The sequence below is a fragment of the Haliea sp. genome (assembly GCF_041395985.1).
Classification (GTDB): domain Bacteria; phylum Pseudomonadota; class Gammaproteobacteria; order Pseudomonadales; family Halieaceae; genus Haliea.
This window is the reverse complement of sequence record NZ_JAWKZJ010000003.1, coordinates 428,545-455,288: the sequence shown is the minus strand read 5'-3', so window position 1 is coordinate 455,288 and position 26,744 is coordinate 428,545. Positions and strand designations below refer to the sequence as shown.

General features: G+C 64.1%; 23 protein-coding genes and 1 tRNA gene. 12 read left to right on the top strand and 12 right to left on the bottom strand.

The features are described from left to right. Nucleotides 1-41: 41 nt before the first annotated feature. Nucleotides 42-128, bottom strand: a tRNA-Leu gene (locus R3E49_RS08575). A gap of 132 nt (nucleotides 129-260) precedes the next feature. Here R3E49_RS08575 and rnr point away from each other — a divergent pair. From rnr to dnaB, 7 genes are all read left to right on the top strand, one after another. Continuing rightward, nucleotides 261-2,672, top strand: a complete 2,412-nt coding sequence (gene rnr / locus R3E49_RS08570) for a ribonuclease R (RefSeq protein ID WP_371294646.1) — start codon at nucleotides 261-263, stop codon at nucleotides 2,670-2,672. Between the two features lie 6 nt (nucleotides 2,673-2,678). After that, nucleotides 2,679-3,443 carry a 23S rRNA (guanosine(2251)-2'-O)-methyltransferase RlmB gene (gene rlmB / locus R3E49_RS08565; protein WP_371294645.1) on the top strand — a complete coding sequence of 255 codons (765 nt, stop codon included), beginning with the start codon at nucleotides 2,679-2,681 and terminating at the stop codon, nucleotides 3,441-3,443. 123 nt (nucleotides 3,444-3,566) lie between these two features. Then, complete coding sequence (gene rpsF / locus R3E49_RS08560; protein ID WP_290746368.1) at nucleotides 3,567-4,004, top strand: 30S ribosomal protein S6; 438 nt, start codon at nucleotides 3,567-3,569, stop codon at nucleotides 4,002-4,004. Nucleotides 4,005-4,053: 49 nt separating this feature from the next. Beyond that, entirely contained in the window at nucleotides 4,054-4,281 is a 228-nt protein-coding gene (gene rpsR / locus R3E49_RS08555) for a 30S ribosomal protein S18 (RefSeq protein WP_290746364.1), read from the top strand. Nucleotides 4,282-4,335: 54 nt separating this feature from the next. Further along, nucleotides 4,336-5,244, top strand: coding sequence for a hypothetical protein (locus R3E49_RS08550; protein WP_371294644.1), 909 nt, complete (start codon nucleotides 4,336-4,338; stop codon nucleotides 5,242-5,244). A gap of 46 nt (nucleotides 5,245-5,290) precedes the next feature. Next, on the top strand, nucleotides 5,291-5,740 hold the full coding sequence (rplI, locus tag R3E49_RS08545; protein WP_371294643.1) for a 50S ribosomal protein L9: 450 nt from the start codon (nucleotides 5,291-5,293) through the stop codon (nucleotides 5,738-5,740). Between the two features lie 187 nt (nucleotides 5,741-5,927). Further along, nucleotides 5,928-7,325, top strand: a complete 1,398-nt coding sequence (dnaB, locus tag R3E49_RS08540; protein WP_371294657.1) for a replicative DNA helicase — start codon at nucleotides 5,928-5,930, stop codon at nucleotides 7,323-7,325. A gap of 41 nt (nucleotides 7,326-7,366) precedes the next feature. Here dnaB and R3E49_RS08535 read toward each other — a convergent pair whose 3' ends face one another. From R3E49_RS08535 to R3E49_RS08515, 5 genes are all read right to left on the bottom strand, one after another. After that, a complete protein-coding gene (locus R3E49_RS08535; RefSeq protein ID WP_371294642.1) occupies nucleotides 7,367-9,046 on the bottom strand; it encodes an isovaleryl-CoA dehydrogenase in 1,680 nt (559 codons plus the stop codon). Between the two features lie 38 nt (nucleotides 9,047-9,084). Continuing rightward, a complete protein-coding gene (locus tag R3E49_RS08530; RefSeq protein ID WP_371294641.1) occupies nucleotides 9,085-9,900 on the bottom strand; it encodes a hypothetical protein in 816 nt (271 codons plus the stop codon). Between the two features lie 53 nt (nucleotides 9,901-9,953). Then, nucleotides 9,954-11,498 carry a purple acid phosphatase family protein gene (locus R3E49_RS08525; protein WP_371294640.1) on the bottom strand — a complete coding sequence of 515 codons (1,545 nt, stop codon included), beginning with the start codon at nucleotides 11,496-11,498 and terminating at the stop codon, nucleotides 9,954-9,956. Between the two features lie 104 nt (nucleotides 11,499-11,602). Continuing rightward, the gene (locus R3E49_RS08520; protein WP_371294639.1) at nucleotides 11,603-12,274 is read right to left on the bottom strand and encodes a replication protein P; all 672 of its coding nucleotides are present in this window, start codon (nucleotides 12,272-12,274) and stop codon (nucleotides 11,603-11,605) included. Then, complete coding sequence (locus R3E49_RS08515; protein ID WP_371294638.1) at nucleotides 12,186-13,352, bottom strand: DnaT-like ssDNA-binding domain-containing protein; 1,167 nt, start codon at nucleotides 13,350-13,352, stop codon at nucleotides 12,186-12,188. The genes R3E49_RS08520 and R3E49_RS08515 overlap by 89 nt, the downstream gene beginning before the upstream one ends. 116 nt (nucleotides 13,353-13,468) lie before the next feature. On the opposite strand from R3E49_RS08515, the gene radA reads away from it, so the two are divergent. After that, nucleotides 13,469-14,848, top strand: coding sequence for a DNA repair protein RadA (gene radA, locus R3E49_RS08510; protein WP_371294637.1), 1,380 nt, complete (start codon nucleotides 13,469-13,471; stop codon nucleotides 14,846-14,848). 24 nt (nucleotides 14,849-14,872) lie between these two features. Here the strand turns inward: radA and R3E49_RS08505 are convergent, their stop codons facing one another. The 5 genes from R3E49_RS08505 to R3E49_RS08485 form a co-directional block, all read right to left on the bottom strand. Beyond that, nucleotides 14,873-15,259 (bottom strand): PilZ domain-containing protein, encoded by a 387-nt coding sequence (locus R3E49_RS08505; RefSeq protein WP_371294636.1) that lies wholly within the window; start codon nucleotides 15,257-15,259, stop codon nucleotides 14,873-14,875. 96 nt (nucleotides 15,260-15,355) lie between these two features. Continuing rightward, nucleotides 15,356-17,020, bottom strand: a complete 1,665-nt coding sequence (gene ettA, locus R3E49_RS08500) for an energy-dependent translational throttle protein EttA (RefSeq protein ID WP_371294635.1) — start codon at nucleotides 17,018-17,020, stop codon at nucleotides 15,356-15,358. A gap of 304 nt (nucleotides 17,021-17,324) precedes the next feature. After that, on the bottom strand, nucleotides 17,325-18,380 hold the full coding sequence (locus tag R3E49_RS08495; RefSeq protein ID WP_371294634.1) for a succinylglutamate desuccinylase/aspartoacylase family protein: 1,056 nt from the start codon (nucleotides 18,378-18,380) through the stop codon (nucleotides 17,325-17,327). Nucleotides 18,381-18,386: 6 nt separating this feature from the next. Next, nucleotides 18,387-18,833, bottom strand: a complete 447-nt coding sequence (locus R3E49_RS08490; RefSeq protein WP_371294633.1) for an ATP-dependent zinc protease — start codon at nucleotides 18,831-18,833, stop codon at nucleotides 18,387-18,389. Beyond that, on the bottom strand, nucleotides 18,830-20,173 hold the full coding sequence (locus R3E49_RS08485) for a UDP-glucose/GDP-mannose dehydrogenase family protein (RefSeq protein ID WP_371294632.1): 1,344 nt from the start codon (nucleotides 20,171-20,173) through the stop codon (nucleotides 18,830-18,832). Before R3E49_RS08485 ends, R3E49_RS08490 begins: the two co-directional genes overlap by 4 nt. A gap of 182 nt (nucleotides 20,174-20,355) precedes the next feature. Between R3E49_RS08485 and glyA the strand changes: the two genes are divergently transcribed. Beyond that, on the top strand, nucleotides 20,356-21,618 hold the full coding sequence (gene glyA, locus R3E49_RS08480; protein WP_371294631.1) for a serine hydroxymethyltransferase: 1,263 nt from the start codon (nucleotides 20,356-20,358) through the stop codon (nucleotides 21,616-21,618). Nucleotides 21,619-22,368: 750 nt separating this feature from the next. On the opposite strand, the gene R3E49_RS08475 is transcribed toward glyA, so the two are convergent. Then, on the bottom strand, nucleotides 22,369-24,270 hold the full coding sequence (locus R3E49_RS08475) for a gamma-glutamyltransferase family protein (protein WP_371294630.1): 1,902 nt from the start codon (nucleotides 24,268-24,270) through the stop codon (nucleotides 22,369-22,371). Between the two features lie 130 nt (nucleotides 24,271-24,400). On the opposite strand from R3E49_RS08475, the gene nrdR reads away from it, so the two are divergent. Genes nrdR through R3E49_RS08460 form a run of 3 tightly spaced genes read left to right on the top strand, consistent with a single transcriptional unit; the run spans nucleotide 24,401 to nucleotide 26,727 of the window. Next, nucleotides 24,401-24,877, top strand: coding sequence for a transcriptional regulator NrdR (gene nrdR / locus R3E49_RS08470; protein ID WP_290746308.1), 477 nt, complete (start codon nucleotides 24,401-24,403; stop codon nucleotides 24,875-24,877). Between the two features lie 18 nt (nucleotides 24,878-24,895). Then, entirely contained in the window at nucleotides 24,896-26,014 is a 1,119-nt protein-coding gene (ribD, locus tag R3E49_RS08465; protein ID WP_371294629.1) for a bifunctional diaminohydroxyphosphoribosylaminopyrimidine deaminase/5-amino-6-(5-phosphoribosylamino)uracil reductase RibD, read from the top strand. 47 nt (nucleotides 26,015-26,061) lie between these two features. Then, a complete protein-coding gene (locus R3E49_RS08460; RefSeq protein WP_290746302.1) occupies nucleotides 26,062-26,727 on the top strand; it encodes a riboflavin synthase in 666 nt (221 codons plus the stop codon). The last annotated feature ends 17 nt before the right edge of the window (nucleotides 26,728-26,744 follow it).

Below are 26,744 nucleotides of genomic sequence, written 5' to 3'. Positions count from 1 at the left end.
ATCTTAAATGGTCTCTCGTGGTCTTTCGACGTTTTTCAAAATGGTGCCCAGGAGAGGACTTGAACCTCCACGCCCTTTCGAGCACTAGCACCTGAAGCTAGCGTGTCTACCAATTTCACCACCTGGGCATCGTGCAATCGCGGTGGATTACCCGAGGGCGCGCACTTTACTTTTCCGCAGCAGCTTTGTCAATCCTCGCGTATACTGTCGCCAATTAAAATTTCGACAACGTCAAAACACGACAGGAAGCCCCTTTACCTATGGCCAAAAAAGGCAAGATTGCCGACCCCCACGCCGAGCGCGAAGCCGCCCGCTACGACAACCCCATCCCCAGCCGCGAAGTCATACTCGACCTGCTCACTGCAGCGGATAAACCGCTCAGCCATGCGCACATCGCCCGTGAACTTGACCTGCATGAAGAAGAGCAGGTGGAGGCCCTGCGCAAGCGGCTCCGCGCCATGGAGCGCGACGGACAACTGATGGTCAATCGCCGCGGTGCCTACGGACTGGTGGACAAACTGAACCTGCTGCGCTGCCGTGTGCAGGGGCACCGCGACGGCTATGGCTTTGCCGTGCCGCTGGACGAAGGTGATGACGTCTACCTCAGTTCCCGCCAGATGCAGTTTGTGTTCGATGGCGATGAAGTGCTGGTGGGTATTATCGGGCTGGATCGTCGCGGCCGCCCGGAAGGGCGGGTGGTGGAGGTGCTGCATCGCGGCACCTCGCGTATTGTCGGTCGCTATGAAGAAGAAAGCGGCATCGGTTTTGTGGTGCCTGACAACAGCCGCGTCAATCACCGCGTTCTGATTCCCCCGAAGCTCAAGGGGGGTGCGAAGTCGGGCCAGATCGTGACCGCGGAGATCACCGACTACCCCACCCGCAACCTGGGTGCCAAGGGGCAGATCGTCGAGGTGCTGGGTGACCATCTGGACCCGGGGCTGGAGATCGATGTTGCCATTCGTTCACACGGCATTCCGCACGAATGGCCGGAGGCGGTGCTGCGCGAGGCGGGTTCGCTGGAGGAGGAGCCTCGGGAAGAGGACAAAAAGCATCGCGCGGATTTGCGTGATCTGGGCTTCGTCACCATCGACGGTGAAGATGCACGCGACTTTGATGATGCGGTGTACTGCGAGAAGCGCTTGCGTGGCTGGCGACTCTGGGTGGCCATTGCCGATGTATCGCATTATGTGCGCCCGGGCTCCGCACTGGACGAAGAGGCTGCCTTGCGCGGCAACTCGGTGTATTTTCCGGAGCAGGTGGTCCCCATGTTGCCGGAGGCGCTGTCCAACGGCCTGTGTTCGCTGAAGCCACAGGTCGATCGGCTCGCTATGGTGTGTGAAATGGAACTGAGCGGCGCGGGCAAACTGACCGGCTATCGCTTTTACGAGGCGGTTATCCACTCGCAGGCGCGGCTCACCTACACCCAGGTCGGCGAAGCACTGGAGGCCGGTAGTCACCCGCAGATCGACAAGGCCCGGCTCAAGGATCTGAAACGCCTGCAGTCTTTGTACAAGGTGCTGCGCAAGGCGCGGGACGTGCGCGGGGCCATTGATTTCGAAACCACGGAAACCCGCATTCTGTTCAACGAGCAGCGCAAGATCGACGCCATTGTGCCGGTCGTGCGCAACGATGCCCACAAACTGATCGAAGAGTGCATGCTCTGCGCCAACGTGGCGGCTGCCCGGTTTTACGAGGAACACAAGCTCCCGGTGCTGTACCGGGTGCATGAGGGCCCCACGCCGGAGAAACTGGAGAACCTGCGCGCTTTTCTCGGCGAACTGGGGCTGGAACTGCGCGGTGGCGAGAAGCCCACGCCGGCGCACTACGGTGAGTTGCTCGACGCGGTGCAGGGGCGCGATGACGTCAATGTGATCCAGACCATGCTGCTGCGCTCCCTGCGCCAGGCCGTCTACACCCCGGAGAATGAAGGCCACTTCGGCCTGCATTACCCCGCCTACGCGCACTTCACTTCACCCATACGGCGTTATGCCGACCTGCTGGTGCATCGGGGTATCCGCCATATTATCCGCTCCAAGGTGCGCGCCAAAACCGTGCAGCGCCAGCGCGGTGCGCCGGAAATTGCGCGCGAGGCCATTTTCCCTTATACCGAGCGCGATATGGTCGCCCAGGGCCTGCACTGTTCCATGACCGAGCGGCGTGCGGACGATGCCACCCGTGATGTGGAATCCTGGCTCAAATGTGAGTTCCTGCAGGAGCATGTCGGCGACGAGTTCGATGGCGTCATTGCCGCAGTCACCTCGTTTGGGCTGTTTGTCGAGCTGCAGCCCATCTACATCGAAGGTCTGGTGCATATCAGCGCGCTGCCCGGCGACTACTACAGTTTCGATGCCGCCAAACAGCGACTGGTGGGTGAGCGCAGTGGTCGCAGCTATCGGCTTGGAGGCCGGGTGCGTGTGCAGGTGGCGCGGGTTGACCTCGATGACAAGAAGATCGATCTGGAACTGATCGACGCACCCTCGGCCACCAAGGGCAAGGCCGGTAAATCGCGCAAGCGCAAGGCGGAAACCACGGCACAGACAGCGGGCGCGTCGCGTAAAAAGGCCGGTGATGCAAAGCCCAGGGCGGCCACCAAGTCGAGGGCTGGCGGTGGCAAGGGTGCCGCCGACGGCAGCGCCAGGCCCGCGGGCAAATCCCGGCGCCGCAGGCGCTGATCAGCCATGCAGTATCTGTTCGGCATTCACGCCGTAGACGGTCTGCTGCGGCGCAAGCCCGAATCGATCCGCGAGCTCGCGCTGCAGCAGGGCCGTTCGGACAAGCGCATTGCCGCGCTGGAAACCCTGGCACGCAATCAGGGGGTTGCTGTGGTGCGTGAGCCCCGTGCGGTGCTTGATCAGCGGGTCGCCGGTCGCCACCAGGGCGCTGTCGCCACGCTCGCGCCGGCAGCGGCGGAGACGGTGGGTGACAACCTGCTGGATGAAGTGGCACTGCTGCAGCGGGTGGATGACAGTCCCCACCCGGTGCTCCTGCTGGTGCTGGACGGGGTGACAGACCCGCACAATCTGGGTGCCTGCCTGCGCAGCGCCGACGCCGCTGGGGTAGATGCAGTGATTGTGCCGAAGGACAAGTCCGCCGACCTCGGTCCGACGGTAAGCAAGGTGGCCTGCGGCGCTGCGGAAGTGGTGCCGTTTGCCCGCGTGACCAATATTGCCCGCACACTGGAGGCCCTGAAGGCGCGCGGTGTATGGATCTACGGTACTGCCGGTGAGGCAGAGGCGACGCTCTACGAGACTGACCTGCGGGGCTCCGTGGCCCTGGTCATGGGCGCCGAAGGTAATGGCATGCGTCGTCTGACCCGGGAGCTCTGCGACTACCTGATCAAGCTGCCGATGGCGGGGACCGTGAGCAGCCTCAATGTCTCGGTGGCGACCGGTATCTGCCTGTTCGAGGTGGTGCGCCAGCGCGGCGGCGCAGCGACTTCCTGACTGCTTGCGGTAGACAAACAATGTCTATACAATCCGCGGCCTGAATTTTGCCCGGCTGTTTTGGCAGCCGATTCTCCTTGCTACACCGCTGCGGCGGGTAGCATTAACCCGTAAGGAGCCACCATGCGTCATTACGAAGTTGTTTTTATGGTCCACCCGGACCAGTCCGAACAAGTGCCCGGCATGATCGAGCGCTACTCCAACACCATCCAGAAAGACGGCGGCAGTGTGCACCGTCTGGAAGACTGGGGTCGCCGCCAGTTGGCCTACCCTATCAACAAGATTCACAAGGCACACTACGTGCTGATGAATGTTGAAGCGTCCAACGAAGCGATGGAAGAACTCACTACGACATTCCGTTACAACGATGCCGTGTTGCGTAACCTGGTGATTCGCCGCGACGAAGCCATCACTGATGAGTCATTCATCATGAAGGCTGAAAAGGAAAGCCGCGAGCGCAAAACCCGTTACGAGGAGCGCCAGTCAGCTGATGCCGAGCGCAGTGCGCGCAGCAGCAGCGATGATTCGGCTGACAAGGGCGATGACGAGTCCGGCGAATAAGCTGACGGTCACGTTGTAACGACTAGCAAAGTTTACGAGGAGTAGCACCATGGCACGTTTTTTCCGTCGCCGTAAGTTCTGTCGCTTCACTGCCGAAGGCACGAAGGAAATCGACTACAAGGATCTGGAAACCCTGAAGGCGTACATTTCCGAAACCGGCAAGATTGTTCCCAGCCGCATTACGGGCACAAAGGCCCGGTATCAGCGTCAGCTGTCTACCGCCGTCAAGCGTGCGCGTTTTCTGGCGCTGTTGCCCTATTCGGATTCCCACAAGTAAGGAAGTCCCCAGGGTGATGACCGTCAGCGGTCATCCGGTCACGGGAGGCCCAGATTGAAAGGCCTGGCCAGTTTCATCATGCGCGGCCGCCTGCAGGCATTGCTGGTGGCTGTTGCCGGTTCCGGCAGTCTGCTGTTCTGCTGGATCAGTGCCGCAGCAATCGCGCTGGTGGCGCTGCGCCGCGGGCCGGGGCAGGGTCTCTGGCTGTTGTTGTGGGCGGTATTGCCGGCAGCCGTATTGATGGTGGTGTTTGGCGACAGCGGCCCGTTTGCCCTCTTGCTCGGCACCACGGCACTGGCGCTGGTGCTGCGGGTCACCGTAAGTCTGCCGCTGGCACTACTGGCCAGTGTGCCGGTGGGGTTGCTGACGGGGCTGGCCATCGCGGTGTTTGGCGGCGAGTTGCTGGCGCAGATGTTGGTGTTCTTCGACCAGTTTCTGGCTGGACTGGAGCAGCAGATGGCGGCGGAAAGCGCGGCGGTCACGCTGCCACGGCCCACGGCAACGCAGGTGGCCGGTATGCTCGGTGCCGCGAATGCCATGCTCAGCGTGTTGTGCCTGCTGCTGGCTCGCTGGTGGCAGGCGGCCCTGTATAACCCGGGCGGCTTTGGCAGCGAGTTCCGTGCGCTGTATTACCCACCGGTGGTCAGCACACTGCTGGTGGTTGTGGCCGCAGCCCTGGCGGCGCTAGGTGCCGAGTTTCGGCCCTGGGCAGCGGTGTGCGCGGTACCGCTGACGGCCGCTGGCCTGGCTTTGGCGCATGCGCGGGTCGCCGAGCGGGGGCGGGGTGGCGGCTTGCTTACTGCGTTATATGTGGGCTGGATGTTGGTAGATCTGGTCAAGCTGATGGTGGTGCTGTTGGCGGTGGTAGACAGCTGGTGGGGGTTCCGCCAGCGCTGGGCGGCAGCAGCGGCCGGAAAAGAGGTGAGCCGGCGCGACGAAGACGATCGCGACAACCGGCACTGAGCATTTACACGTAAGGGGGCCTGGCTCCCGAAAAGAGGAAGTCAAAATGGAAGTCATTCTGCTGGAAAATATCGGCAACCTGGGTGGCCTGGGCGATAAGGTGGACGTGAAAGCCGGCTATGGTCGCAACTACCTGGTGCCCCAGGGCAAGGCCGTGCCTGCTACGCGCAGCAACATCGCCGAGTTCGAAACCCGTCGCGCAGAGCTCGAAGCGGCCGCCGCTGCAGCACTGGCCGCGGCCGAGCAGCGCGCCGAGGCGATCAACGCCCTGCAGCCGGTCACCATTGGCGCCAACGCGGGTGAGGAAGGCAAGCTGTTCGGTTCGGTCGGCACCCGTGACATCGCCGAGGCCGTCACAGCAGCCGGTTGTGAAGTGGACAAGTCCGAAGTGCGTCTGCCCCAGGGCCCGCTGCGTGAATTGGGCGAGTTCGAGGTGGATATCCAGGTGCACGGTGACGTCACCGCCACCGTTGTCATTGCGGTAGTCGCCGAGTAGGCAGCCAGCGGCCCCGGCTCAGGCCGGGGTGTATCCCGCCGTAACGCCGCGCACGGGGTGATGCGTGCCCTGCTATGCGTCGCGAACGAAACCCGGGGGCATGGTTACCTTACGGGCTAAAATCCGCTAATCTGTGCGGCCGCGTTGGCCGCAGCCCTTTGTTATGTCCAAGCCCGACTATCCCGAGATGATCGCCGAACCGCCCTTTGCCGGCGGCGGGCGCAGTTTCGATCGGGATGTTGCGCGCATCAAGATGCAGCCCCACTCCATCGAGGCCGAGCAGTCCGTGTTGGGCGGCTTGCTGTTGTCGGCCGATGGTTGGGACGCCGTGGCTGAAACGGTCACCGCGGAGGATTTTTACCGGCCCGACCACCGTCTCATCTTTCGCCAGATCGCCCGCCTTGCCGAGGCGACCCAGCCCATCGACGTGATTACGGTGGCCGATCGGCTCACCGCCAACGGGGAACTGGAGGCGGCGGGGGGGCTCGCCTACCTCGCCGAGCTGGCCAGCAATACGCCGAGTGCCTCCAATATTCGCGCCTACGCGGAGGTGGTCAACGAGCGCGCCAGCCTGCGTAAATTGATCGAGGCGGCGCAGACCATCGCCGAGAGCGGCTTCAGCCCCGAGGGCCGCACTTCCGATGAGCTGATCGACGAGGCCGAGCGGTTGATCATGCAAATCTCGGAGCAGGGCCCGAAAGCCGGCGGCCCTCGGGACGTGAACCCCTTGCTGCAATCGGCCCTGGCGCGCATCGAGGAGCTGTTTCACTCCGGCGGCGACATCACCGGCCTGGACACCGGCTTTATCGAACTCAATCGCAAGACCTCCGGCCTGCAGCCGTCGGACCTGGTGATCGTCGCAGGCCGCCCCTCCATGGGTAAGACCAGTTTTGCCATGAACCTGGTGGAGAACGCGGTACTCGGCCAGTCCAGGCCGGTTCTGGTGTTCAGTATGGAAATGCCGGCGGAGCAGCTGATCATCCGCATGCTGTCGTCTATCGGTCGTATCGACCAGACGCGCATTCGCACCGGCAAGCTCGAGCAGGAGGACTGGCCCAAGCTCAGCGGCGCGGTATCGAAACTGAAGGATGTGCCGTTGTTTATCGATGATACGCCGGCGCTGACGCCCACCGAATTACGCAGCCGCGCCCGCCGGATCGCCCGCGAACACGGTCAGATCGGCATGATCATGGTGGACTATATCCAGCTGATGCAGGTGGCCGGGTCCACCGAAGGGCGTACCGCGGAGATTTCCGAGATTTCCCGCAGCCTGAAGGCCATTGCCAAGGAGTTTGCGTGCCCCATGGTCGCGCTGTCACAGCTGAACCGCTCCCTGGAGCAGCGGCCGAACAAACGCCCGGTGAACTCTGATCTGCGGGAATCGGGCGCAATCGAGCAGGACGCCGACGTCATCATGTTCATCTACCGGGACGAGGTGTACAACGAGGACTCCCCGGACAAAGGCACCGCTGAGATCATCATCGGCAAGCAGCGGAATGGCCCCATCGGCACCTGCCGGCTCACCTTCATCGGCCAGTTCACCCGATTCGAGAATCTCGCGCGCGGGCACTACGACGAGGAATAGCGCCCGTCAAACGGCTCGCCGGGCGCAATGGCAATGCGGGCTCAGACTCTCGGTGTTGCCCGCTCGATAATGGCTGCACAGTCCACGCCGCGGGGCAGGGCCCCGACGTTGTGCTGGCCTTCAGCGCCCAGACGGGAGTTGCAGAATGCCTCCGCTACCCCGGACGGCGCATGTTGTAGCAACAGCGAGGCCTGTAGCGCCCGTGCCATGCGGTCCACGATGTCCCGCGCGCGGTACTCAAAATCCTCGGGCGCGGTGAGATCCTGCTGCAGACGCTGCATGTCGCGATCCAGCGCGGTGTGCGCGCCGCGGGCCGCGCCCAGTTCATCGAGAAATACCTCGACCACGCGGGGTGATTTCTGCAGGGCGCGCAGCACGTCCAGGCACTGTACATTGCCACTGCCTTCCCAGATCGCGTTCACGGGCGCTTCGCGATACAGCCTGGGCATCATGCTGTCTTCCATGACGCCGCTGCCGCCGATGCATTCCATGGCCTCGTAGGCATGGTTGGGGGCGCGCTTGCACACCCAGTACTTGCCGACGGCAACGCCCAGGCGCATGAACAGTGCCTCGCGCTCATCCCCGGTATTGTCCAGTGCCCGCGCCATACGCATGCCGGTTACCAGGGCGGCCTCGCTCTCGATGGCGAGGTCGGCCAGCACGTTTTGCATCAGTGGCTGTGCGTTCAGCACGCGGCCGAATGCCTCGCGGATGCTGCAATGGTGCAGCGCCTGCGATGTCGCCATGCGCATACCGGCGGCAGAGCCAATCATGCAGTCAAAGCGGGTCAGGCTGACCATTTCCACAATGGTGCGCACGCCCCGACCCTCTTCGCCCAGCAGCCAGCCCAGTGCGCCGCGCAGTTCAATCTCGCTGGACGCATTGGAGGCGTTGCTGAGCTTCTTCTTCAGGCGCAGGACCTGCAGGGGGTTCTTGCTGCCATCCGGGCGCCAGCGCGGTACCAGGAAGCAGCTGGGGCCGGCTTCGGTTTGCGCCAGTACCAGGAAGGCGTCGCACATGGGAGCCGACAGGAAAAACTTGTGACCGACCAGTTCGTAGGCCTCCCCCGTACCGCGGGCGCCCAGCGGGTGCGCGCGCGTGCTGTTGCTGCGCACGTCCGAGCCCCCCTGTTTCTCGGTCATGCCCATGCCGATGGTGACCGCGCGCTTCTCGCTGTGAGGCACGTTGCGCGGGTCGTATTCCCGAGCCGTGATTTTCGGCTCCCAGAGTGCCGCAATGGCCGGGGCCGTGCGGATTGAGGGAATACAGGCGAAGGTCATGGTGATGGGGCAGCCATGACCGGCCTCCACCTGGCTGTGCAGGTAGGTGTGTGCGGCGCGGGCGACATGCGCCCCGGCGCGCGGTTCCGTCCAGGGGGAGGCGTGCAGCCCGTGGCGGATCGCGGTATCCATCAGGGTATGGTACGCCGGGTGGTAGCTGACCAGGTCCACCCGGTTGCCGAAACGGTCGTGGGTGTCGAACTCCGGGGTGTACTTGTTGGCGGCGAAGCCGAGTTGCAGGTACTCCGCCCTGCCGACATCGTGGCCGAAGGCGCTGAGGCTCTCCCCGGCCCAGGCTGCGCCCTCGCGGGCCACCGCCTCCTGCAGCGCCCTGTCCTCGGTGTAGAGGTTGTAGTCCTGCAGCTCCCGCGATACGTTTTCGACGGTGTGGGTATCGGCGAGCGCCGAGGCGCGTTCGGCAGTATTTTGCAAGGCGGTCATGGCGGGCTCCGGTGTGCGCTTTTCCGGCCCCCGTTATATCAGTCCGCGAGGGCCTCTGCCAGTCGCCCGGCCTGCGTCTCCAGCGCCCGACGGGCAGGCGTGTCGCGCTGGCCGGCCAGTTGCGCGTCGGCCTCGGCCAGCAGTGCGCGCGCTTCCGCTTGCCTGTTGGCCTGCAATAGCAGGTCCACCCGCTCCAGTTTCCAGCGTGCGCTGTCACGCAAGGGTATCCTCAGGGTTTCCTGCCGGGCAAGGGCTGCCTGCAGCCTACCGGCGCCGAGTTCCAGTGCGATTGCCTCACGCTGCAGCTGCGGTACCAGCCCCAGTTGCTCCAGGCCCTGGTCGAGCACGGCGAGCGCATCGTCCGGGCGACCGGATGCCACCAGCATAGTGGCGGCGGAGACGAACAGCCCGGGGCTGGGTCTGGCCTGCAGCCTGAAGTGGGTTTGCAGGTCCGCCAGTGCGCGCTCGTGATCGCCGGCATCGCGGGCGATCAGGGCCCGGTGGCGAAAGCCCTCCGGGTCATCGGGGAAGGCCGCGATGTGGCGATTTGCCAGAGCCATGGCCTGCTCCAGGTCGCCCTTGCCGTAGAGCATGATGCTTTCGGGCAGGTCCGCGTACTGCGCAGGGCCCAGCTCCCGGGCCCGGGCAAAGTCTGCCTGTGCTTCGGCGAAATGGCCGATCTCCCCGTAGACCTTGCCCCGCTGCAGATACAGCGCCTGGTTCCCGGGCGCTTTGGCGAGGGCCTGTTCGATCGCCTTCAGCTGGTCTTCATGGCCGGGATGCGCCACCACAGGCGCAGCGCCTGCCGGCGCCAGGCACAATAGCAGCAGTAGCAACAGGGGGCGTGACATCATTGAAGTGCTCGCGGGTAACCGGGCCGCGGCACTGCGCCGCGGCCACACGGGCGTCAGCGGGTTATCGTGAACTGATCCAGCACCTGACCGTTGACGTCGATAAAGGAGTGGGTCAGGGCCGTGTCGCTGGCGTCGATGATGGCAGAGCCGAGCACCGGCAGGCCGCGGCGTGGTGGTTCCTCGGTATCCACAGGCTGCTCGATGTGGGCCGGATGGCGCAGCCACTCGTCCGCAGCAGTCAGGCTGCCGGCGTCCTTGTCCGCCTTGCCCGAGTTGCCCACTACACTGTAGATCACCCGGTCGTCGACACCGCCGCTGGTCGGGCTGAGCTGGGCGTAGGGTTGATCACCGCGGCCTGTCGCTGGCTGTGCCGGGTCGCCGTCCAGCAGTTCGGCATGCTCCGCGGTGGAGAATGTGTCCGAGGTGCCGGTGTGGCTGGTGATGTAGTAGCTGCGCTCGTAGGAGTGTGAATGGCCGTTGTACACCAGGTCGACGCCGTAGGCGTCAAAGATCGGCACGAACTGCTCGCGCATGTCCCGTTGCGGGCGGTCAAAGCCGTTGACCTTTTCCACATCGTCCGAGTCGTGGTTCGCGCCTTTGGAATAGGGTGGGTGGTGGAAGATCACCACCGTCCAGTCCAGGTCGTTGCTGCTGAGGTCATCAATCAGCCACTCGCGCATGGTCGCCAGCTGCTCCGGATCCCGTGCCGAGAGCTGTGAATCCAGGCTCACCACGTGCACGTTGCCGTGATCGAAGGAATAGTACTGCTCGGTACCGCTGGCGACGCCGCCCGCCTCACCCTCGGCAGGCAGGGAGAAGATGTCCAGATACGGCATGCGCCCCGGTTCGTCATCGGCTGTGGCCTGGTAGGAGTCCGGGTCTGCGCTGGTGCCCAGCCCGGGGAGGCCCAGGGTCGGGGAGAGAAAGCCCAGGCCCATTTCGTGGTTGCCGATGGTCGGCCACAGGGAGACCGATTTCAACAGGTCGGGGTAGGTCTCGAACACTGCCTGCTGGTAGTTGAAGTCGCTGCCCACGTTGTAGGCGTTGTCACCGAGCATCAGGAACAGGTCAATGGCCTTGCCGTCAGCTTCGACAAAGGCTTCCATGCCCGCCAGAACCTCGGCGGCCTCGCCCTCGTGCTCTTCGCGCTCGTCATCGCCGCCGGTGCCTGAATCACCGATCACCCACAGGCGCGTCGTGCCACCGGCTGCCGCGTCGCCCCGCGCGGGCGCCGTGGTGAACTGCTGTCCAGCGGGTGCGGTAGGCGCGCCGCCCACAGAGTAGTAGTAGGTGGTGCCCGCTTCCAGGCCATCGATACGGACTTCCTTGTGGTCGCCCTCTGTGTCCTCGGCGGCAAAGCGCATCGCCAGGCCGTCGGCGCTGCTGCTGATGCAGGCGGCGGTGGCTTCCCCGCGCCACTTGATGATCACGCTGCTGCTGGTCAGCTGCTGCAGGAACAGGCGCGAGGACGCGGTTTCCGTGCCGTCACAGGGATTGGGCGGCGGCAGCACCTCTGCCACCTGGTCACTGCCATCGCTGCAGCCCGCGAGCAGTGCCGTCACGGCGACTGCCAGGATCGTCTTGTTGTGCTGGGTCATGTTGGGTGTCCGTTATTATTGTTGGGAGTAAGTGCACCGGAATACGCCGCAAAAATAACAGTTGCCTGCAGACTCGGCAACACATCGCTGCCGCGCGCGCCCGCTCAGAGCTGCGTTTCGCGACGCAGCCTGGCGAGTGCCTCGAGCTGTTGTGCGGCCGACAGCGGCGCCGGCTCGTGCTGCTCCAGTGCCGCCTCCCGGGGTATCGTCAGCGTCTCGCCGCGCAGAGCCCGTGTGCACCACGCCTGGTAGTGCTTGCGAAACACCGGCCAGGTCAGGCGTTCCGGGTTGTTGGCGAGAAAGAACCAGTCGCTGTCCCGGCCGGCGAGGTAGACCGCCGGGTGACTCCAGCGCTGCGCCGAACGGGGGCTCTGGGCATCACAGGCCTCGCGGTAGGCCGTGTAGGCATCGGGCAGACCGAGGCTGGCGATACTTTCCTGGCAACACTCCAGCATGCGATGCAGCGTGGGCAGATACTCACTGTTCTCGATGGCATGGCGGGCGCCGCGCAGGATTTGTTCAACCGGATAGTCCGCAAGGGATTCCAGCCACAGCTTCTTGATCTGCTTGAGCTGCTCGGCGTCGGGGTAGGCCGCGTAATACTGGTTGTGGTAGTTCAGCCGAAACAGGGCAAAGACCTGGTTGATGGCTTCGACATGGGCGTCGCTGGCAGGCCGACGGCGGGCATCAGTCGGCCCAGGAGGTGTCGTTGAGGTCGTCTGCGAGGCTTCGATCCCGCGTGCGACCCGTTCGAGAAGATCCTTGCTGTCCGTCATGGCTGTGTCCTGCCTGGTCAATGCGGTGCTGTTTTGCCCAATGGAACTTCACGTGCTGCAGGAACTTGCTGTTCCAGGATGTGTGGGCCTGGTTACTGTCGCGCCAGTAGACGATGAATTCCGGCAGCAGCCCCCGGGCGAAGTCCTCATCAATGTGGGACAGGCGCAGGATATCAAAAACATCGTCATCGGGCTGCCAGTCCTCGGTGATGCGTCGTGGCTCTGTGCTGTGGCGCATGCTGGAGGTGTACTTGGCCCACTGTATGCGGATGTGCTGGATGAATTTTGAGTTCAGTTCTTTCGGTGCATCGCCGCGTTCGCGCCAGTAGAGGATGAACTCCGGGGTGGCTTCACGAATGAAATCGGGGTCGATGCCGCCGCGCAGCATGATCTCCAGCGCATCCCGGCTGGGCTGCCAGTGATTGTCCAGCGGCACCTGCTGGTCGACGCGAAACGCCTCGGCTCGGTGCTGTTGCTCACGCCGCCAGCAGCTGATGACATGCTGGCGGAACTTGTTTTCCCAGGCGTGGCTGGGCTCACCGCGTTCGCGCCAGTAAAAGATGAAATCCTCCAGTTGGTCCAGGGCGAACTGGCGCGGTATGTTGTGGTTCAGCGCCAGCAACTGCAGAAGATCTTCGCTGGGGCCCCAGCTGGCGGGTAGCTGGGCTGCACTGCGCGGCGCAGGTGCCGCCGGCTCGTCGGAGGGGTTCGCCATGCCCATTGGCTGTCCACTGGCACCGGCGGGGGCTGCAGTCGGTGCATGGCTGTGCTGCTCGTTCATGGCGAACAGGAGTTCAGGGTGGCTGTGCAGGGGCGGGGACTCCACCAGAATGACGCCCTTGTCGACCAGGCTGCGGCAGATGCGGTAGAGGTCAGCGGGGCCCCAGAACGGCATCTGCTGCAACAGGACGTCGCGCTCAACCCGCAGCCAGCGATAGCCGCCATGCGGCTGGGCCTGGCGGTGCGCGAACAGCGTGGCCAGCTGCTGCAGGAGAATAGCCTCCTCCAGCCCGATCGTCGCCGCCAGCCCGGGCGAAAACACCAGTGGCGGTTCGGGAATCAGGGAGGAATGGGGCATGGACTGTCCGTTAGTGTTGGGCAAGTGGTGGTGGTGTGCACTAGGATACCGACCTGACCCGGCGTCTGATAGCAGGGTGGCCGATTTTTTCCGATGAGACAGGAGCAGGGCAGGGCATGGCGAAGAGCAAAACGGCGTTCGTGTGCAACGAGTGTGGCTCGGACTATGCGAAGTGGCAGGGTCAGTGCAACGATTGCGGGGCCTGGAACACCCTGTCGGAGATTCGACTGGGCGGCCCGACCGGGGGTGGCGCTGCGTCCCGGGGCGGCAAGGCCCGCGGCGGCTTCGCCGGCAGCGTCAGTGAGGCGCGCCTGCTGGGTGACATCGACCTCGCCGAGCTGCCGCGTTTCTCCAGTGGCGCCGAGGAGTTCGACCGCGTGCTGGGTGGCGGGCTGGTGCCCGGGTCCGCCATCCTGGTGGGCGGCAACCCGGGCGCGGGGAAAAGCACACTGCTGCTGCAGACCATGTGCCACCTGGCCGCGGGCATGGATGCCCTGTACATCACGGGTGAGGAGTCCCTGCAGCAGGTGGCGATGCGGGCGCGCCGCCTGGGTCTGGCCACAGACCGTCTGCGACTGATGGCCGAAACCAGTGTCGAAGCCATCATTGCCGCCGCCGAAACCCACCGTCCACGCGTTCTGGTGGTGGACTCGATCCAGGTCGTGCACTCCGATGACCTGAGCTCTGCGCCGGGCAGCGTTTCCCAGGTGCGCGAGTGCGCCGCCTTCCTCACGCGCTTCGCCAAACGTACCGGCACCGTGCTGTTTCTGGTGGGGCACGTCACCAAGGACGGCTCACTGGCCGGGCCCAAGGTGCTGGAACACATGATCGATTGCTCCATCCTGCTGGAAGGCGGGCACGACTCCCGGTTCCGCACCCTGCGCGGGCAGAAAAACCGCTTCGGCGCGGTGAATGAACTGGGGGTATTTGCCATGACCGAGCAGGGCCTGCGGGAGGTGCGCAATCCGTCGGCCATTTTCCTTGATCGCAGCAGCGAACCGGCCTCGGGCAGCGCCGTGATGGTGGTCTGGGAGGGCACGCGACCCCTGCTGGTGGAAATCCAGGCACTGGTCGATGCCAGCGCGCTGGGCAATCCGCGCCGCGTGGCGGTGGGTCTGGAGCAGAACCGTCTCGCCATGCTGCTGGCGGTGCTGCATCGACACGGTGGGCTGCAGGTGGGCGACCAGGATGTGTTTGCCAACGTGGTTGGCGGCGTGAAAGTACTGGAAACCAGTGCCGACCTCGCCTTGTTGCTGGCCATCGTTTCCAGCTTCCGCGACCGGCAGCTTCCGCGCGACATGGTGATCTTTGGGGAAGTGGGCCTGTCTGGTGAGATTCGCCCGGTGCCCAGCGGTCAGGAGCGCCTCTCGGAGGCGGCGAAACACGGATTCCGGCGGGCGATAGTGCCCAAGGCCAATGCGCCGCGCGGCGAGATTCGCGGCATGCAGGTGATCGCGGTGTCGCGGCTGGAAGAGGCCCTCGCCGCCGTCGAGTGATCTCGGCGACGAGGGACCGATATCTCAATCGTCCTCGTCTTCGGCCTCTTCCTCAAGCTGGCGCAGTTCCGTGTCCAGCACGTCGGGGTTGCTCATGTGGGCGGCCAGCAGGCGCCGCAGCGGGTCTATATTCTCCCGGTCGACGTGGTCAACCTTGAAACCCAGGCGCCCGGCTTCCACATGTTGCAGGTAGGCATACAACTCCAGCGGTTCTGCCTCGCCAGTGTCGATCAGCAGCGTAAAGGGCTCGTTGTATTGTGCGTCCCAGACATCCGGCTGATCCGTGGCGGCACCGCCCAGGGAAATGTCGATGAGGCGCTGGTGCCAGCTGCTGCCGCCCTGTTGCACCTCGACGGGAAGGTCGATAGCGACGCGGGTGTAGGCTCGGCGTTCGATAGGGGAGTCGGTCATGCCTGGTCTCGTGCGGATCAAATTGGATAAATCATAGCCCCGCTGCGGGCCCATTGCGAGGCCGGCGCAGCGGGCGGGTCATGGTGGTGCCCGCGGTCACTTCAGTTTGCGGTACTTCACCCGATGAGGCTGTGCCGCGGCGGCACCGAGGCGGGCTTTGCGGTCTTCCTCATACTCGGTGAAGTTGCCCTCGTGGAACACCACGTTGCCATCATCTTCGTAGGCCAGGATGTGCGTTGCGATGCGGTCCAGGAACCAGCGGTCGTGGGAAATCACCAGGGCGCTGCCGGGGAAGGTCAGCAGCGCTTCTTCCAATGCGCGCAGGGTTTCCACGTCCAGGTCGTTGGTCGGCTCGTCGAGCAGCAGTACGTTGGCGCCCTGCTTCAGCAGGTTGGCCAGGTGCAGCCGGTTGCGTTCGCCGCCAGACAGGTCCTTGACGAACTTCTGCTGGTCCGAGCCCTTGAAGTTGAAGCGCCCGAGGTAAGAGCGGGAATTCACCTCGTAATTGCCGATGCGGATCACGTCCTGCCCGCCCGACACCTGCTCCCAGACCGTCTTGCTGCCGTCCAGGTCGTCGCGGGACTGGTCGACATAGCCCAGCTTCACCGTCTCCCCGACCTTCACTTCACCGCCGTCCGGTTGCTCTTCGCCCATGAGAATGCGGAACAGTGTGGATTTACCCATGCCGTTGGCACCGATGATGCCGACAATGCTGCCCTTGGGTACGGTGAAACTGATGTTGTCGAACAGCAGCCGCTCGCCGTAGGTTTTTTTGAGGTTGGTCACCTCAACCACATTGTCACCGAGGCGCGGCCCCGGCGGAATGTAGATCTCATTGGTCTCGTTGCGGGCCTGGAACTCCTGTGATTGCAGCTCCTCATAACGCTGCAGGCGCGCCTTGCTCTTGGCCTGGCGACCCTTCGGGTTGCTGCGCACCCACTCCAGCTCGGCCTTGATGGCCTTCTGGTGCGAGGCCTCCTGCCGCTTCTCCTGTTCCAGGCGGGCTTCCTTGGCGGCCAGCCAATCCGAGTAGTTCCCCTCGTAAGGGATGCCGCGACCCCGGTCCAGCTCCAGAATCCAGCCGGCGGCGTTGTCGAGGAAATAGCGGTCGTGGGTAATGGCGACCACGGTCCCCGGGAAGTCGTGCAGGAATTTTTCCAGCCAGGCAACGCTCTCTGCGTCCAGGTGGTTGGTCGGCTCGTCCAGCAACAGCATGTCGGGCGCGGACAGCAGCAGGCGACAGAGTGCCACACGGCGCCGCTCACCGCCGGACAGCTTGGTCACGTCCGCATCCCAGGGCGGCAGGCGCAGCGCATCCGCCGCCACTTCCAGCTTGTGATCAAGGTTGTGGGCGTCGGTGGCCTGGATAATGTCTTCCAGCCGCGCCTGCTCCTTTGCCAGCGCGTCGAAATCCGCATCCGGCTCGGCGTAGGCCGCATACACCTTTTCCAGCCCCGCCAGCGCATCGACCGCTTCCTGCAGGCCCTCCTCGACATTGCCGCGCACATCCTTCTCGGGGTTGAGCTGCGGCTCCTGCGGCAGATACCCGATTTTGATGCCGGGCTGTGGCCGTGCTTCGCCGAGGATATCCGTGTCTATCCCGGCCATGATGCGCAGCAGCGTCGACTTGCCCGAGCCGTTCAGGCCGAGCACGCCGATTTTGGCACCCGGGAAGAAGGACAGGGAGATATCCTCGAGAATTTTCTTTTTCGGCGGCACAACCTTGCCGACGCGGTTCATGGTGTAGACGTACTGGGCCATCTGTATGCGTTGCCTGTGGTGGTAAAAATGTGGGCGGATTCTAGCAGGAATCGGGGCTGGGTTCAGTGCCGTGCTTTGTGCGTTCAGGTATCAGAGCTCCGTTCAGGTGCCGGCCGCGAACGGTGCAGGGCTGCCGGGACACGCTCAAGGCCATCCATGGCTCGCTTGACCTCGACATCCTGTCTCGGACAGTCTCGGCAGCCCTGCACCGCCCGCAGCCTCAGCAGTAAGCGATGGGCTTGAGCGCGCCTCGAATCGCCCCCACCGTCGCCCCGGCCGGTCCCGAACGAAGGCACCAACTCCGTCAATCCGCAATCGGCGCCGAACTCAAATCCTCCGGGTCCAGCTCCGACGCATCCGGCTCGTGCGCCTCGTGGAACTCATCCACCTCCCAGTTGGCCTTGTCACTGATCTCCGCAATGTGGAACAGCGCGTCGCCCTCATAAGCGAGGGGCAGATTGGTGCGGCCGATGACGATCCCGTGGATGTCCGCCACCACGTCCGTTTCACTGGTCCCCATGGGGTCGGCAATAAACCCGATGGTCTGCCCCTGTTGCACCTCCGCGCCCAGCGGCACCAGCACGCGCAGAATGCCGCTCTCAGGAGCGCGCAGCCAGCGCGTGTTGCGGCTGATGGTCGGCGGTCGAGGGCGCGCGCGCGAGCGACGCAGCATGCCGATATGGCGCATCACGTTGAGCACCCCCTTAACCCCCGCGCGGATATAGATCTCGTCAAAGCGCAGTGCCTCGCAGGACTCGTAGAGCAACACGGGGACACCGAGATCACCCGCGGCCTGGCGCAGGGAGCCGTCGCGTATCTTGGCATCAATGGCGATGGGCGCGCCGAACGCCTCGGTCATGCCCAGCACCACGGGATCTTCCAGGTTGGCGCGGATCTGCGGGAAGTTGCTGCGGTGGCGTGCACCAGTGTGCAGGTCGATGCCATGGGTGCAGTGCGCCACAATCTCCTGCAGAAAGGTGTGTGCAATGCGGCCGGTCAGCGAGCCGCGCGCAGAGCCCGGGAATGAGCGGTTGAGGTCGCGGCCATCAGGCAGGTAGCGCGTGTGGTTGATAAAACCGTACACGTTGACGATGGGAATCGCGATCAGGGTGCCGCGCAGCCGGTCCAGATGCGGATCCTTGAGAATACGGCGGATGATTTCCACACCGTTGATTTCGTCACCGTGTACCGCGGCACAGACGAACATCACCGGCCCGGGTCGCCTGCCGCGCACGATTTGCACGCTGATGGACAGGTTGTCGCGGGTGTAGGTGGGCGCGACGGGGATGTCGATCACCTTGCGTTCGCCGGGCTGAACCCGCTGGCCGCCTATGTCCAGTACCTTGCCGTTTGCCGGCATCTGCCGTTAATCCTGCGTGCGTGCCCGCCTGCCGAGCAGGTAGGACTGGCCGGGGTCGACGAGGCAGCGGCCACGCATGGCGGTGCGGCCCAGCAGCATGCGAAAGCGCATGTTCTCCCGGTCGGTGAGTGTGATTTCCGCCTCGATGCGCTCGCCACCGAGCTCGATCAGAGTCTGGATGACGTAGCGGTTTTCCCGGTGACCGCCCGAGTCGGTGACCTGGCGCTGGTCCACAACCCGTGCTTCGCAGTCCACCACCTGTTCAGTGTCGCCCTGGCGCGGGTGGATGCCAAAACGCACCCACAGCTCACCATCCCGTTCAAATGGCTCAACGTAGAAGGCATGCAGGGCACTGGTGCGCGCGCCGGTGTCGATCTTGGCCTTGATGTGGGCAATGCCGAGCTCTGGCAGCCCCAGCCACTCCCGCCATCCCAGGGTGACCTGCCCGTTCACGCCGGCCTGGCCAGTGAGCGGCCGCGGCCGATGCCGTAGTATTCGATGTCCAGCTCTTCCATTTGTGCCGGGTTATACAGGTTGCGGCCGTCAAAAATCAGTGGCGTGCTGAGCTCGCGCTTGATCAGCTCGAAATCGGGTGACCAGAAGGCCTTCCACTCGGTGCAGATTACCAGCGCATCAGCGCCTTTCAGGGCATCTTCCTTGTGCGCACACAGTACCAGTTCATCGCGTTCGCCGTAGATGTCGCGGCAGGCCTGCATGGCCTGTGGGTCAAAGGCCTGTACGCGACCGCCACAGGACCAGATGCCCTCGATCAGGTAGCGGCTGGGGGCCTCGCGCATGTCGTCGGTGTTGGGTTTGAACGACAATCCCCATACCGCGATGGTCTTGCCGCTGAGGTCGGCACCGAGCCGCTCCATGACGCGCTCTGCCAGCTTGTTTTTCTGCCGCTGGTTGGTGTCGTGTACGGCAGTGAGAATGCCCGCGCGGTGTCCATGCTGCTCTGCCAGGTGCTTGAGCGCGCGCACATCCTTGGGGAAACAGGAGCCGCCGTAGCCGCAACCGGGGTAGATGAACTGGTAGCCAATGCGCGGGTCCGAACCCATGCCGCGCCGGACCAGCTCGATGTCGGCGCCCACCACCTCCGCAATGGCGGCCATTTCATTCATGAAACTGATCTTGGTGGCGAGCATGGCATTGGCGGCCAGTTTGGTCATCTCCGCGCTGCGCGGATCCATATGCATCACTTTTTCGTGATTGCGGTTGAATGCCTGGTACATGCGCCGCAGCTCTTCCAGCACGCGGGGGGACTCGGTGCCGATAATGATGCGGTCGGGGCTCTGGCAGTCGGCGACCGCGGAGCCCTCCTTGAGGAACTCCGGGTTGGAGGCGGCCTCGACGGCAATCGAGCGGCCCTGTTTATGCAGCGCGTCCAGGATATGCCGATGAATCCTGTCGGTCGTGCCTACCGGCACCGTTGATTTGGTGATCACCACCTTGCGGCTGGTCATGTAGCGGGCGATGGAGTCCGCTACCTGCATCACGTACGTGAGGTCGGCGGAGCCATCATTGCCGGCAGGCGTGCCCACGCAAACGAACAGGTAGTCGCTGGCCTGCACGGCCTCTTTCGCATCCGTGGTGAATGACAGCAGTCCGCTGCCGATACCGTTGCGGATAAGCTGCGACAGGCCCGGCTCGTAGAACGGTACATCGCCCTCGCGCAAGTGGTCCACGCGCGCAGCGTCGATATCCATGCAGATCACCCTGTGGCCCACATCCGCAAAAATCGCTGCCTGTACAAGGCCCACGTAGCCGCTGCCAAATATGCTGATATTCATCGATTTCCGGGGGTTCCTGTATCGCCGTTTACTGATGGCTGCCCACTGTATGTCATAACAGTGACAGAAATAATACAGGAATCCCCTCCGGGTGACTCGCCACTTATATGCCGGACCGAATTTGGGTAAAATGCAGCGCTCTTTTCACGGGCCACCGCGGCCCCGCCTGCCAGGGGACACCGATGTTTGACCAGCGCATGACCATTGAGGGATTTGACGACGAGATTTTCGCCGCCATCAAGGAGGAAGAGCGTCGCCAGGAAGAGCATATCGAGCTCATCGCCTCGGAAAACTACACCAGCCCGCGCGTGATGCAGGCCCAGGGCACCGTGCTCACCAACAAGTACGCCGAGGGTTATCCCGGCAAGCGCTACTACGGTGGCTGCGAGTACGTCGACAAGGCCGAGCAACTGGCGATTGACCGCGCCAAGGCCCTGTTCGGGGCGGACTACGCCAACGTGCAGCCGCACTCCGGCTCCCAGGCCAACTCCGCGGTCTACCAGGCCCTGTGCCAGGCCGGCGACACGGTACTGGGCATGAGCCTCGCCGACGGCGGTCACCTGACACACGGTGCCAAACCCAATTTTTCCGGCAAGATGTACAACGCGGTGCAGTACGGCCTCAAGGCGAGCACCGGCGAGGTGGACTATGACCAGGTTGAGGCGCTGGCGCTGGAGCACAAGCCAAAGATGATCGTGGCCGGTTTCTCCGCCTACTCTCGTGTCATGGACTGGGCACGGTTTCGCGAAATAGCTGACAAGGTGGGCGCCTACCTGCTGGTGGACATGGCACACGTCGCTGGTCTGGTGGCCGCCGGGGTTTACCCCAACCCGGTTCCCCATGCCGATGTAGTCACCTCCACGACCCACAAAACCCTGCGCGGTCCGCGCGGCGGCATCATTCTGGCGCGCGCCAACGAAGAGCTGGAGAAGAAGTTCCAGTCCGCCGTCTTCCCCGGCGGCCAGGGCGGCCCGCTGATGCACGTGATTGCGGCCAAAGCCGTCAGTTTCAAAGAGGCCCAGAGCCCCGAGTTTGTCGCCTACCAGAAGCAGGTTGTGGCCAACGCCCGGGCGATGGCGAAGACCTTCATCGATCGCGGCATCAATATCGTATCCGGGGGCACCGACAACCACCTGATGCTGGTTGACCTCATCGGCAAGCCCTACACGGGCAAGGATGCCGATGAGGCCCTGGGCAACGCGAACATCACGGTGAACAAGAACGCGGTACCCAACGATCCGCGCTCGCCATTTATCACCTCCGGCCTGCGGGTGGGCACGCCGGCCATCACCACCCGCGGCTTCAAGGAGGCGGAAACTGTGCAGCTGGCGGGTTGGATGTGCGATGTGCTGGAGGCGCTGGAGCAGGGTTCCGCGGATGCGGCGATTGCTGATGTGAAGGCCAAGGTGCTGGACATCTGTGCGCGGTTTCCTGTGTATCGGTGAATCGAGTGGCTGATTGACAAGAAGGGGGGCTTTGGCTCCCCTTTTTTGTGGGCTGGGCTGTGGTTGGGACTTCGTAGCGCGGCCCGATGCGGTGCACGGATGGGCGAACGGCCACTGTCTCGCGATCACCTCCGGGCCGCTGCGCAACTCGACCATTTTTGCTGCGCAAAAATTGGGACTCGAACAGTGCTCGCGGACTGCCCCCTACGGTGATCGCGAGCCAAAGCTGTGGCCTGATTGTTCGCCCATCCGTGCACCGCATCGGGCCTGAAGACGGAGCCTGCGAAAGGAATTGGGGAAATAGCAGGCGGCAAGTCCAGAACGCGTCGGGTCAACGCCGCAACATTCAGAATAAGCGACACGGTTTAGCTTAATCCACCTCAAGCCAGGGAGCGTGTCAACTCGGCCACCTCTGGGCAATCCCCACTGTGCGAGCCGGTCGCCTCTGAGAAATACGCACTGTACGCGGGACAACCTGGGAGATCGCGGCGAGAACAACCAGGCCACAGCTTTCGTTTTCCATTATCGGAGGGGGCTTTACGGCGAGCACTGTTCGAGTCCCAATTTTTGCGCAGCAAAAATGGTCGAGTTGCGCAGCCGCCCGGAGATGATGGAAAACGAGTGGCCGTTCTCGCCGCGATCTCCCAGGTTGTCTCGCTGCTACGAAGCGCTATACCCGCCAGCCCGCCAGCCCGCCAGCCCGGTAGCACGGCAGAGCGGTAATACGTAAGAGCGACAGCCCGTCAGCAGCTACCAGGCAATCCCGTAGTCATCCCCGTAATCCGACGCCCCACCCTGCATCACCCCATGCTCGTGATCGAACCAGATCGCCGTGGTCGGGTTGTAGGTGCGCTCCACCACCTCCACGTCGTACCCCATGCGTTCCAGCTCGGCGCGCGTAAACGGTGATACAAGCGGCGTGACCTGCAGCCGCCCAGGCTCGGACTGGTGCGCGCCGAATGAGCTCTGCATCTGGTAGCTGAGGATATTGTGCGCCTCCGCCGCCTGTTGCACGTTCATGTCGAACTCCACCATGTTGAGGAAAAACTGCAGCAGGTTCTGGTCCTGGGTGTCGCCGCCCTGCACGGAGAAGGCCATGAGAGGTTTGCCGTCACGCAGCGCCAGCGACGGTGTGAGCGTCACCCGTGGACGCTGGCCAGGTTGCACGACATTGTAGGGGTTCAGGGCCTCGTCCAGCACGAAGCTCTGCATACGCTGGCTCAGGCCAACGCCGGTGTTGCCGGCGATGAACGCCGGAATCCAGCCGCCGGAGGGGGTTACAGAGATCACCCAGCCCTCTGCGTCCGCCGCCTGTATCGATGTGGTGCCGGCGAGAAAAGCCTCGTCCGCCGTCATGCGGCTGGCCTGCTGAAAGCTCTCGGCACCAGCGGCGTCGGCGGCGGGCGGTATTGGCGTCCATTGCTGGCGCAGAGATTCGAAGGGGTTCTTGCCGCGCTGGAACCGGTAGGGGTCACCCGGTTTCAGGTCCGTGAGGTTGTGGTCTGCGGGCATCAGCTTGCGCCGCTCTTCGGCGTAGCGCTTGGAGAGCAGCCCTGCAACCGGTTCCTCCGGGGGCATGTAGGGATCGCCGTAGTAGAAATCGCGGTCGGCGAACGCCAGGTTCATGGCCTGGTACAGCGTGTGGATATAGCGTGTGCTGTTGTAGCCCATGGCCTTGAGGTCGAAGCCCTCGAGCAGGTTCAGGGCCTGCAGCATGGCCGGTCCCTGGGTCCAGGTGGTGAGCTTGTAGACATCGATGCCGCGGTAATTGACGCTCACGGGTTCTTCCAGAATCACCTCCCAACCGGCGAGGTCATTCGCGGTGATCAGCCCGCCGGCGGCGCGGTTGCTGCGCACGATTTCGGCCGCGATGTCACCGCGGTAAAAGCGTTCGTAGGCAGCCATGATGGCCGCCTTGCGGTCGGCGCCCGCGGCCAGTGCAGCGGCCTCCGTATCCACCAGTTTCTGCAGCGTGGCGAGCAGATCGGCCTGCCGGAATATCTCGCCGGGCGCCGGTGCCGCGCGCTGTTCCGGTCTGTCGCTGTTGTAGTGGGGCAGGAATACCCGCTGCGAGTCGGGCCACTGCTGCAGGATGTCGCGGCGGCTCTCGATGAAGCGTGCCTGGGTGGCCTCAATCGGATATCCCCGGGCCATCTCCATGGCGGGGGCCAGCACCTCGGCGAGGCTCAGCCGGCCGAACTCCGCCAGCATGACCATCAGACCACCCGGCGTGCCCGGGGTAACCGCCGCCAGCGGCCCATATTCGGGCGGGTAGAGCATGCCCTGGTTGCGAAAGAACTCAGGCGTTGCGCCGGTGGGTGCGACACCCAGGGCGTTCAGGCCGATGACCTTGCCGGTATTCGGGTTGTAAATCAGCGCCTGGGTTTCGCCGCCCCAGCCGAGCACGTCCCACAGGGTCGCGGTGACCGCCAGCATCGCAGCGGCCGCGTCAATCGCGTTGCCGCCCTGCTGGAAAATCATGGCGCCGGCGGTAGCGCCCTGAGGCTTGCCGGTCACCGCCACCCAGTGTTTGCCAAGGAGTACGGGGCGCGCTGTCTTCTGTGCCAACACGGTCGTGGGCCAGACCATGCTGCAGGCCAGTGTAAGCGCCAGGGCGCGGTGAAAAAGGTGTTTCTGCAGGCTCTGGGGCATGAGCGTCTCCTCTGGTGGACTCTGGAGGATAGCAAAGTTGCGGCGGTGACCCCAATCGCGCTGCCTTTGCCGCGCTAGTCAGAGCCAAAATGTGTTAGTCTTCAGGCACTTGTACTGAAGGTGAGAGCCAATGCACTGCCCGTTCTGCGCTGCTGATGATACCAAGGTGATCGACTCGCGGCTGGTCGCTGGTGGCGACCAGATACGGCGCCGTCGTGAGTGCCTGAGCTGCCACGAGCGTTTCACCACCTACGAGGTAGCGGAGCTCGTCATGCCGCGGGTGATCAAGCATAACGGCAACCGCGAGCCCTTTGATGAGGCCAAGCTGCGCGTTGGCTTCCAGCGCTCACTGGAGAAGCGACCGGTGCCGGTGGAAGAGGTCGAGGCGGCGATCAACCATATCAAGCATGCCCTGCGCGCTACCGGCGAGCGCGAGGTGGGTTCCCGGGTGGTGGGCGAGCTGGTGATGGAGCATCTCAAGCAGCTGGATCAGGTCGCTTACGTGCGCTTCGCCTCGGTGTACCGGAAGTTCCAGGATATCGCCGAGTTTCGCGATGCCATTGAACTCCTGGAGTCCGAGCCGCGGCCGGAGCGCGGCAGCGCCTGAGTGGCGCTGCCGGACGTCATGCCTGACCCGGTTTTCGATACCCGGATGATGGCGCGGGCGCTGCAGCTCGCCCGTAAAGGCCGTTATTCCGCGATGCCCAACCCTCATGTGGGCTGTGTGCTGGTGCGCGACGGTCAGGTGATTGGCGAGGGTTTCACCCAGCCTGCCGGCGGCAACCACGCGGAAATTGAAGCACTGGCGATGGCCGGCAACGCGCGCGGCGCCACGGCCTACGTGACGCTGGAGCCCTGCAGCCACCAGGGCAAAACCGGGCCCTGCGCCGACGCCCTGCTGGCGGCCGGTGTGGTGCGGGTGGTGGCGGCAATGCAGGACCCGAATCCGCAGGTGGCCGGTGAGGGTCTCGCCCGCTTGCGCGCCGCGGGTGTGGCGGTGGAATGCGGTGTGTTACAGGCCGAGGCTGAAGCGGTGATTCCCGGATTTATCGCCCGTATGCGGCGTGGCCGCGGACGGGTTCGGGCCAAGCTGGCCATGTCGCTGGATGGCCGCACGGCCATGGCCTCCGGCGCAAGCCAATGGATCACCGGTGCGCCGGCCCGGCGTGACGTACAGCGCCTGCGGGCCATGAGCTGCGCCGTGGTGACGGGGGCCGGTACCGTGCTCTCCGACGATTGTGCCCTGACTGTGCGCGCGGAGGAACTGGGTTTACCGGACGCCACCGCCGCGCGCGCCAGCGCTCGTCAGCCCCTGCGCGTCGTGCTGGATTCACAGCAGCGTGCCCCGGTGACGGCGCGTGTGTTCAGTGCCGAGGCGCCCACACTCTGGTGCCACGACGCGGCCCTCGGGGCCGTCAGGCCTGCGCCCTCCGCAGGCACCGAATTGCTGGCGTTGCCCTGTCTGGCCCACGGTCTTGACCTGCAGGGGCTGTTTGCCGAACTCAACAGGCGGCAGTGCAACGAAATTCTGGTAGAATCCGGCCCCCGCCTGGCGGGTGCACTGTTGCAATTGGGCCTGTTGGACGAACTGATCGTATACATGGCACCAACCCTGATGGGGAGCGCAGCGCGACCGCTGCTGGAGTTGCCGCTGGAGCACATGGCGGACAACGTGCCCCTGCTCCTGCGCGATGTGCGGCAAGTGGGCCAGGACTGGCGATTTACCGCCGTTCCCGCGAGCTGAGCGTTGGCCCCGACGCCGGGCTCGCGTCAAACGACACAGGACAGACTATGTTCACAGGAATCATCCAGGCCGTGGGCTCCATCGCCGCCCTGCAGCCCGCCGGGGGCGACCTGCGCCTGCGGGTACACACCGGCAAGCTGGATCTGGCCGATGTGCAGCTCGGCGACAGTATCGCCACGAATGGCGTGTGTCTCACAGTGACTGAATTGCCCGGTGACGGCTATTGGGCAGACGTGTCCCGCGAAACTCTGGACTTCACCACGCTTGGCGGCTTGCAGCCGGGCAGCCGGGTCAACCTGGAGAAGGCCCTTACGCCGGCCAGCCGCCTCGGCGGCCATATCGTCAGCGGCCACATCGACGGGGTCGGTGAGGTGGTCAGCGCGGTGGAGGACGGCCGTTCCTGGCGCTATGTGATGCGCGCGCCGGACGGCCTCGCAAAGTACATCGCCCACAAAGGCAGCATTTGCGTGGACGGCACCAGCCTCACCGTCAATGCCGTGCGCGGTGCGGAATTTGACCTCAACATCATTCCCCAGACCCGTGCGGAAACCGTGTTCGCCGAGTACCGTCCGGGCAGCCGCGTGAATCTGGAGGTGGACGTGATTGCGCGCTACCTGGAGCGTCTGGTGCTGGGGGATGCGGCCGCTGTACCGCAGCATGAGGCGGGTATCTCCCTCGCGACCCTCGCCGATAACGGCTACCTGCGCGGTTAGGCGCGCACTGTCCCATA

Coding starts and splice junctions, on each gene's coding strand:
- glyA (WP_371294631.1), top strand. CDS start 20,356: ATGTTTGACCAGCGCATGACCATTGAGGGATTTGACGACGAGATTTTC.
- radA (WP_371294637.1), top strand. CDS start 13,469: ATGGCGAAGAGCAAAACGGCGTTCGTGTGCAACGAGTGTGGCTCGGAC.
- R3E49_RS08530 (WP_371294641.1), bottom strand. CDS start 9,900: ATGATGTCACGCCCCCTGTTGCTACTGCTGCTATTGTGCCTGGCGCCG.
- R3E49_RS08535 (WP_371294642.1), bottom strand. CDS start 9,046: ATGACCGCCTTGCAAAATACTGCCGAACGCGCCTCGGCGCTCGCCGAT.
- ettA (WP_371294635.1), bottom strand. CDS start 17,020: ATGGCCCAGTACGTCTACACCATGAACCGCGTCGGCAAGGTTGTGCCG.
- R3E49_RS08505 (WP_371294636.1), bottom strand. CDS start 15,259: ATGACCGACTCCCCTATCGAACGCCGAGCCTACACCCGCGTCGCTATC.
- rpsR (WP_290746364.1), top strand. CDS start 4,054: ATGGCACGTTTTTTCCGTCGCCGTAAGTTCTGTCGCTTCACTGCCGAA.
- R3E49_RS08475 (WP_371294630.1), bottom strand. CDS start 24,270: ATGCCCCAGAGCCTGCAGAAACACCTTTTTCACCGCGCCCTGGCGCTT.
- R3E49_RS08525 (WP_371294640.1), bottom strand. CDS start 11,498: ATGACCCAGCACAACAAGACGATCCTGGCAGTCGCCGTGACGGCACTG.
- nrdR (WP_290746308.1), top strand. CDS start 24,401: ATGCACTGCCCGTTCTGCGCTGCTGATGATACCAAGGTGATCGACTCG.
- dnaB (WP_371294657.1), top strand. CDS start 5,928: ATGATCGCCGAACCGCCCTTTGCCGGCGGCGGGCGCAGTTTCGATCGG.
- R3E49_RS08515 (WP_371294638.1), bottom strand. CDS start 13,352: ATGCCCCATTCCTCCCTGATTCCCGAACCGCCACTGGTGTTTTCGCCC.
- R3E49_RS08485 (WP_371294632.1), bottom strand. CDS start 20,173: ATGAATATCAGCATATTTGGCAGCGGCTACGTGGGCCTTGTACAGGCA.
- R3E49_RS08520 (WP_371294639.1), bottom strand. CDS start 12,274: ATGACGGACAGCAAGGATCTTCTCGAACGGGTCGCACGCGGGATCGAA.
- rlmB (WP_371294645.1), top strand. CDS start 2,679: ATGCAGTATCTGTTCGGCATTCACGCCGTAGACGGTCTGCTGCGGCGC.
- rplI (WP_371294643.1), top strand. CDS start 5,291: ATGGAAGTCATTCTGCTGGAAAATATCGGCAACCTGGGTGGCCTGGGC.
- R3E49_RS08495 (WP_371294634.1), bottom strand. CDS start 18,380: ATGCCGGCAAACGGCAAGGTACTGGACATAGGCGGCCAGCGGGTTCAG.
- ribD (WP_371294629.1), top strand. CDS start 24,896: ATGCCTGACCCGGTTTTCGATACCCGGATGATGGCGCGGGCGCTGCAG.
- rnr (WP_371294646.1), top strand. CDS start 261: ATGGCCAAAAAAGGCAAGATTGCCGACCCCCACGCCGAGCGCGAAGCC.
- rpsF (WP_290746368.1), top strand. CDS start 3,567: ATGCGTCATTACGAAGTTGTTTTTATGGTCCACCCGGACCAGTCCGAA.
- R3E49_RS08460 (WP_290746302.1), top strand. CDS start 26,062: ATGTTCACAGGAATCATCCAGGCCGTGGGCTCCATCGCCGCCCTGCAG.